General features: G+C 71.9%; 6 protein-coding genes. 4 read left to right on the top strand and 2 right to left on the bottom strand.

The window, feature by feature from the left end; genetic code table 11:
• Positions 1 to 410: 410 nt before the first annotated feature.
• From AOK15_RS34590 to AOK15_RS34580, 3 genes are all read left to right on the top strand, one after another.
• A complete protein-coding gene (locus AOK15_RS34590; protein ID WP_055522261.1) occupies positions 411 to 992 on the top strand; it encodes a TMEM165/GDT1 family protein in 582 nt (193 codons plus the stop codon).
• 169 nt (positions 993 to 1,161) lie between these two features.
• A complete protein-coding gene (locus AOK15_RS34585) occupies positions 1,162 to 1,827 on the top strand; it encodes an HAD family hydrolase (RefSeq protein WP_055522260.1) in 666 nt (221 codons plus the stop codon).
• A gap of 34 nt (positions 1,828 to 1,861) precedes the next feature.
• On the top strand, positions 1,862 to 2,383 hold the full coding sequence (locus AOK15_RS34580; RefSeq protein ID WP_055522262.1) for a hypothetical protein: 522 nt from the start codon (positions 1,862 to 1,864) through the stop codon (positions 2,381 to 2,383).
• Between the two features lie 98 nt (positions 2,384 to 2,481).
• Here AOK15_RS34580 and AOK15_RS34575 read toward each other — a convergent pair whose 3' ends face one another.
• Both AOK15_RS34575 and AOK15_RS34570 read right to left on the bottom strand, forming a co-directional pair.
• Entirely contained in the window at positions 2,482 to 2,820 is a 339-nt protein-coding gene (locus AOK15_RS34575) for an antibiotic biosynthesis monooxygenase family protein (protein ID WP_055522259.1), read from the bottom strand.
• Between the two features lie 50 nt (positions 2,821 to 2,870).
• The gene (locus tag AOK15_RS34570; RefSeq protein ID WP_055522258.1) at positions 2,871 to 3,938 is read right to left on the bottom strand and encodes a peptidoglycan-binding domain-containing protein; all 1,068 of its coding nucleotides are present in this window, start codon (positions 3,936 to 3,938) and stop codon (positions 2,871 to 2,873) included.
• A 199-nt stretch (positions 3,939 to 4,137) separates the two neighbouring features.
• Here AOK15_RS34570 and AOK15_RS34565 point away from each other — a divergent pair, with 199 nt between their 5' ends.
• Positions 4,138 to 6,297, top strand: coding sequence for an MDR family MFS transporter (locus AOK15_RS34565; protein ID WP_055522257.1), 2,160 nt, complete (start codon positions 4,138 to 4,140; stop codon positions 6,295 to 6,297).
• Positions 6,298 to 6,363 lie beyond the last annotated feature (66 nt).

Here is a 6,363-nt window from a genome sequence, read left to right as displayed (position 1 = left end):
GCGTCGTCGGGTGCGGGTGCGTCGTGGTTTCTCGCGCAGTTCCCCGCGCCCCTGAAGGCATGGGCCTGCGGCCGCCTTCGTCCTGAAAAGCACATGCGGCTCCGCCGCGGGGGCGCGAACAACCCCCACCCACCCCCACCGGACAACGCGGCCCCGCGTCCTGTGCGGCGCGTCGCGTACCATGGGCCCCGCAGAAGGGGAGTAGCTCTTCGCCGGACCGTCGACATACTGCTCAGCTCGTCTGAGCCGGCGCCCGGAGCGGGTCCATCGACAAATGGCCCGCCAGCGAGACCTTCGGCAAGCAGTGCACACCCGTGCGACCTCGCACGGGTGAACGTGTGCTGCCGTGCCGAGGTGTCGCGTCAGCGGACGGTTTCTCTCGGTGGGGCAGCCCGACCGATTGAGGACCCTTGATCAGCTTCAGTGTCATGGCGCTCGTCTTCGGCGTCGTCTTCCTCGCCGAGCTCCCCGACAAGACCGCGCTCGCCGGCCTCGTCCTCGGCACCCGCTACCGCGCCTCGTACGTCTTCGCCGGCGTCGCCGCGGCCTTCGCCCTGCACGTCGCGCTGGCGGTCGCCGCGGGCAGCGTCCTCACCCTGCTGCCCCAGCAGATCGTGCACGCGCTGACCGGTGTGCTGTTCCTGGGCGGCGCGGCGGTGCTGTTGATGAAGAAGGATGAGGACGAGGAGGAGATCCGCAAGCCCGAGAACCAGAGCTTCTGGAAGGTCTCCGGCGCGGGCTTCATGCTCATCCTCGTCGCCGAGTTCGGTGACCTGACCCAGATCATGACGGCGAACCTCGCGGCGCGGTACGACGACCCGCTCTCCGTGGGCCTCGGGGCGGTCCTCGCCCTGTGGGCCGTGGCCGGGCTCGGGATCGTCGGTGGCCGGGCGCTGATGAAGAGGGTGCCGCTGAAGCTGATCACCCAGATCGCGGCCGTGTTGATGACGGGGCTCGGTGTGTGGAGTTTGTGGGAAGCCGTGACGGGATGACGAAGGGGGTGGCGGTGAGCCCCGTTTGTTTTGTACCGTGGAGGAACAAAGTGGCTCCCGCCCGCATTCCCTGACCGGTGGGCGGGGCCGCCTTGTCCTTGCACGGGGCCGTACGGCCGTCTCCGGACGCCCGGCCCCTTCCCGCGTTCCCGCGTCCTGGAGCTTGCCGATGCCGGCCACGACCGTTCTGACCGCCCGCGCCTTCCTGCTCGACATGGACGGCACCCTCGTCAACTCGGACGCCGCGGTCGAGCGGGTCTGGCGGCGCTGGGCCGAGCGGAACGGCCTCGACGGGACCGAGGTCATGCGGGTGGTCCACGGACGCCAGGGGTACGCCACGATGGCCGTACTGCTGCCGGACCGGCCCACGGCACAGAACCACGCGGACAACGCGCGGATGCTGGAGGAGGAGACGGCCGACGTGGACGGGGTCGTCCCGATCCCGGGCGCGCCGGAGTTCCTCGCGTCCCTCACCGCCGGCGGAGTGCCGCACGCGCTGGTGACCTCCGCGAACGTTCCCCTGTCCACCGCGCGGATGACCGCCGCGGGGCTGGCCCTGCCCGACGTCCGGGTCACCGCCGAGTCCGTCGGCGCGAGCAAGCCCGACCCCGAGGGATTCCTGAAGGGCGCCGCCGAACTGGGCATCGCCCCCGAGGACTGTGTCGTCTTCGAGGACTCCGAGGCGGGCATCGAGGCGGGCCGCGCCGCCGGCATGCGCGTCGTCGGCATCGGATCGCGCGCGGCCGCCCACGGGCCGGACGTCGTGGTGCCCGACCTGCGCTCGGTACGGGTCGAGACGGGCGAGGACGGGCTGGTCCGGCTGCACATCGCCTAGAAGTGTGTGCCGGAGGCGCTTCGGGGTGGCCGTCGTGAGTGCGCGGGGGCGGAGTTACAGGTACGTCGGACCGGCTGAGCTGGAGGTTGCGGTCCGGCCTGACGGCGGCGGGTGCCGAATCGGCTCGGCGGCTGACTTCGACCGCTGGATCGTTGAGCGATCGGCAGCAGAACTGACCGAACCGTTCACCTTCGTGGTCGGCACGGACGGTGTGCTTCGGCTGGCACCGCGGCGAAGTGAGCACGTGGCCTGCGCCGGCGGGCGCATGGTTCTGAGTGCCGGTGAGATCAGCTTCATGCGTGACGGGGACCGGTGGACCGTGGGGGAGGTCAGCAACCAGTCCACCGGATACTGTCCGGACGTCATCTCCTGGCCGGCGGTGGCTCATGCTCTGGACGGCGTGGGGCTCGGGCGGCCCTCCGGCTTCACCCATGAGGTGGTGTTCCGGCGGTGCCCCGACTGCCAGGAGCACAACATCGTGCGCGAGGACGACTTCGTCTGCGTCTTCTGTGGCAGCGATCTGCCGGAGGCGTGGAACGTGGATCCCACCGTGTGACGCGACACATGGCCCGGAGCCGCGCCATCGGCTGGAGGCGGCAGCCGCGCCCCGCCCGGCGCACGGTGGGGCGACGGCGGGGCGCGGGGCGGTGGCTGTCAGGCTTCGGTGTTCTTCGGGCCCGTCTGCTGGACCACCTCGAAGGACCAGACGGTGGACGCGGACGCGGCCGGCTTGGGGCGGTCGGCCGGGGGCTGGTCGCCGCCGCCCTGGTGGGCCTGCTTCATCGGGCCCTCCATCCACGCCTCGAACGACGCCTCGTCACGCCACCGGGTGTACACGAGGTAGTTGTCGGTGCCGTCGACGGGGCGCAGCAGCTCGAACCACTCGAACCCGTCGGAACTCTCCACCACCCCGGCACGAGAGGCGAACCGCTTCTCCAGCACCTCGCGCTGCTCCGCGGGGACACTGAGGACGTTGATCTTGACGATGCTCATGAGGTCATCCTGCATCACGGGGGCGACGGGGGTGTGCGTCGACCCCGGCGTCAGGGTTCCTGGGTCTCCGCTTCCAGGCGGGCCCGGGTCGCCAGGCCGTAGACGCCGGGCTCGTCGTCCTTCGAGACGGCCCGTGTGGTCTGGTAGTCGATGACGGCCTGTTCGACCTGGCGGTCGAAGCTCTGGTCGATGTCGCCGTCGTAGAGGCCCAACTGGCGCAGCCGGAGCTGGAGTTCGGTGACCTCGGGGTCGTCGTCGCCTAGGCGGAGCGTCTTCGGTGCCTCCAGCCGGCTGTCCCCCTTCTTGTTCGCGTCGTCGGCGGTCGACCTGTCGGAGGCCCGGGCGCTGGGCGACGCCTCACTGGGGCTGGGCGACGGGGACGCGGACGGTGACGCGGACGGCTTCGAGGCGGAGGGGGAGGGGCTCCCGGACGGCTTCGCCCCTCCGGCGCCGCCCGGCGGTGCCGGTGCGGGTGCTCCGCCCCCGGTGGCCTCCTCGGGCGTCTCGACCGGCGTCTTGTCGCCGTCCACCGTGGTGTCCGGCGCGCTCGCCCGCACGTCGTCGGGGAGTGCCCCGGTCCGCTCGGGCGCCTCGTAGGAGAAGAGGCCGCTCATGAAGCCGGCCGCCGCCATCACCCCCGCCGCCGCCGTGCCGCCGAGCGCGACGATCAGCCCCGTACGGCGGCGACGGCCGGCGGAGCGGGGGCATGCGGGTGTCGAGGAGCGGGTGTGCGCGCGCCCGGCGGAGGAAGGGCGCGGCGGGACCGTGAGCGGCCGGGTGCGGTCGTCGTCGGCCGGTGTGGTCGTGCGCGGGGCCCGGAAGGCCGCCAGCCGCATCGTCGCCGCCTCGGCGGGCTCGGCGTGTCCGGGGCCGCGCGCGTGCCCCCGGTCCGTGAGGGGGCCGGTGTCGCCCCGGTGCCCGTGGTCGTCCCCGGCGTCGCCCAGTTCCACGTACGGGCGGATGCGCAGCGGGTCGAAGTCCTCGGCGGCCGCCGCCTGTGCCGTGCGGGCTTCCAGGAGTGCTTCGGAGGCGCGGCGGCCACAGCCGCAGGACGGGGTCCCGTCCGGGGCCCGGGGAGTGAAGCACTCCGGGCATATGTGGCTGTTCGGTTCACTCACGTGTGGTCCCTCCCCGTGAAGACTCCCGAGTTTATGCAAACCGTCGTCACACAACCTCCCGATCGTCACAGGAGTGACGGGCGCCGCAATGGTTCGACAGGCCATAACCGGTCACACCGCCCACGATGGAAGCAACACCGGAGGAATGAGGAGACCGGGGACGCTGTGCGAGCCCCTCGGAGGCCCTCGGGAGGCCCGCATGACCGACGACACCGCGCACGACGACGGCGGCCGCACGGCGGGGCACCGGGCGGGGCCCACGGCGGGAGACCCGGCGGGGAGCGCGGCTGCGGCGGACCCGGCCGGTGCTCGTCGTCGTGCCGAGGGGGCCGCCGAGCACGTGCGGGGCGGGGTCATGGTGTCCATCGGGGCCCTGCTGCTCGGGATGCTGCTGGCCGCGCTGGACCAGACGATCGTGTCGACGGCGCTGCCGACGATCGTGAGCGATCTGGGCGGGCTGGACCATCTGTCGTGGGTCGTGACCGCGTACATGCTGGCCGCGACCGCGGCGACACCGCTGTGGGGGAAGCTCGGGGACCAGTACGGCCGCAAGCGGCTGTTCCAGACGGCGATCGGGATCTTCCTCGTGGGGTCGGCGCTGTGCGGAATGGCGCAGGACATGCCGCAGTTGATCGGGTTCCGGGCGCTCCAGGGCCTGGGCGGCGGCGGGTTGATGGTCCTGTCGATGGCGATCGTCGGGGATCTCGTCCCGCCGCGTGAACGAGGGCGCTACCAAGGGCTGTTCGGGGCCGTGTTCGGCGCCACCAGTGTGCTCGGGCCGCTGCTCGGCGGGCTGTTCACCGAGCATCTGAGCTGGCGCTGGGTCTTCTACGTCAATCTGCCGGTCGGGGCGGTCGCGCTGATCGTCATCGCCGCCGTCCTGCACGTCCCCCGCAAGGCCGAGCGGCACGTCATCGACTACCTCGGCACCTTCCTCATCGCCTCCGTCGCCACCTGCCTGGTCCTCGTCGCCTCCCTCGGCGGTACGACCTGGGACTGGGGCTCGCCGCAGATCGTCGGGCTCGCCGTGCTGGGCGTGGCGCTCGCCGTGGTCTTCGTGGCCGTCGAGCGGCGGGCGGCCGAACCCGTGCTGCCGCTGAAGCTCTTCCGCGTCCGCACCTTCACCCTGTCCGCAGTGATCAGCTTCATCATCGGCTTCGCGATGTTCGGGGCGATGACCTATCTGCCGACGTTCCTCCAGGTCGTGCGCGGTGTGTCGCCGACCATGTCCGGTGTGCACATGCTGCCGATGGTGTTCGGTCTGCTGTTGTCGTCGACGGTGTCCGGGCAGATCGTCAGCCGTACGGGCCGCTGGAAGGTGTTCCCCGTCGCCGGGACCGCGGTGACGACGCTCGGCCTGCTGCTCCTGCACCAGCTGGACGCCCGCAGCGGCGACGGCGAGATGAGCGCGTACCTCTTCGTCTTCGGGCTCGGGCTCGGCCTCGTCATGCAGGTGCTCGTACTGATCGTGCAGAACGCCGTCCCGTACGAGGACCTGGGCGTCGCCACCTCCGGCGCGACCTTCTTCCGGTCCATCGGGGCCGCGTTCGGGGTGGCCGTCTTCGGCACGGTCTTCGCGGGGCACCTGGGGGACAAGCTGGCGAGCGCCCTGGACGGTGCCCGGCTGCCGGCCGGCGTCAGCGTGGACGGGCTGAAGGCGGACCCGCGCGAGATCGCCGAGCTGCCGTCCTCGCTGCGGCCCGCCGCCCTCGACGCCTACGCCGAGGCCATCACCGACGTCTTCGTCTACGCGGCCCCCGTCGCCCTGCTCGGCTTCGTCCTCGCCTGGTTCCTGCGGGAGGACCGGCTGCGCGCCTCGGTGACGGCACCCGACGGCACGGAGACCTTCGCCAGCAACCCCGTCGAGCGGTCGTCGTACGACGAGGTGTGCCGGGCGCTGTCCCTGCTCGGGTCGCGGGAGGGCCGGCGGGAGATCTACCGGACGATCACCGCGCGGGCCGGTTACGACCTGCTGCCCGCCGCGAGCTGGCTGCTGCTGCGGATCCGGAGGTACGGCTGGGTCGAACCCGCCGTGCTCGCCGAGCGCAGCATGGTGCCGCTGGACGCGATCATGGCCGCGTCGCGGCAGGTCGAGGAGCGTCGGCTCGCCCGCCGTGAGGGGCTCGACCTCGTGCTGACCGGTACCGGGCGCGCGGCCGCCGACCGGCTCGCCAAGGCCCGTGAGGAGTCCCTTGCGGAGTTGCTGGGCGACTGGTGGGGGCCCGACCGGCCGACCGATCTGGTCCGTCTTGTCGAGGAGCTCACCGACGAGCTGTGCGGCTCGGACGCCGAGCGCCCGCACGACGAACGGCCGGTCACCCGCTTGTCGGAGCCGCCGGGCGCGCCAGTTTCTTCGTGAACCAGTGGTCCGCGTACGGGTCGTCGTTGTGCGGCTCGCTCTCCTCGTAGCCGAGCCGCACAACGA

The sequence above is a fragment of the Streptomyces ossamyceticus genome (genome assembly GCF_001418475.1).
GTDB lineage: Bacteria > Actinomycetota > Actinomycetes > Streptomycetales > Streptomycetaceae > Streptomyces > Streptomyces ossamyceticus.
The sequence above is the reverse complement of the archived record's forward strand: the minus strand, read 5'-3'. Positions and strand labels throughout refer to the sequence as shown.

Coding starts and splice junctions, on each gene's coding strand:
- AOK15_RS34565 (WP_055522257.1), top strand. CDS start 4,138: ATGACCGACGACACCGCGCACGACGACGGCGGCCGCACGGCGGGGCAC.
- AOK15_RS34585 (WP_055522260.1), top strand. CDS start 1,162: ATGCCGGCCACGACCGTTCTGACCGCCCGCGCCTTCCTGCTCGACATG.
- AOK15_RS34575 (WP_055522259.1), bottom strand. CDS start 2,820: ATGAGCATCGTCAAGATCAACGTCCTCAGTGTCCCCGCGGAGCAGCGC.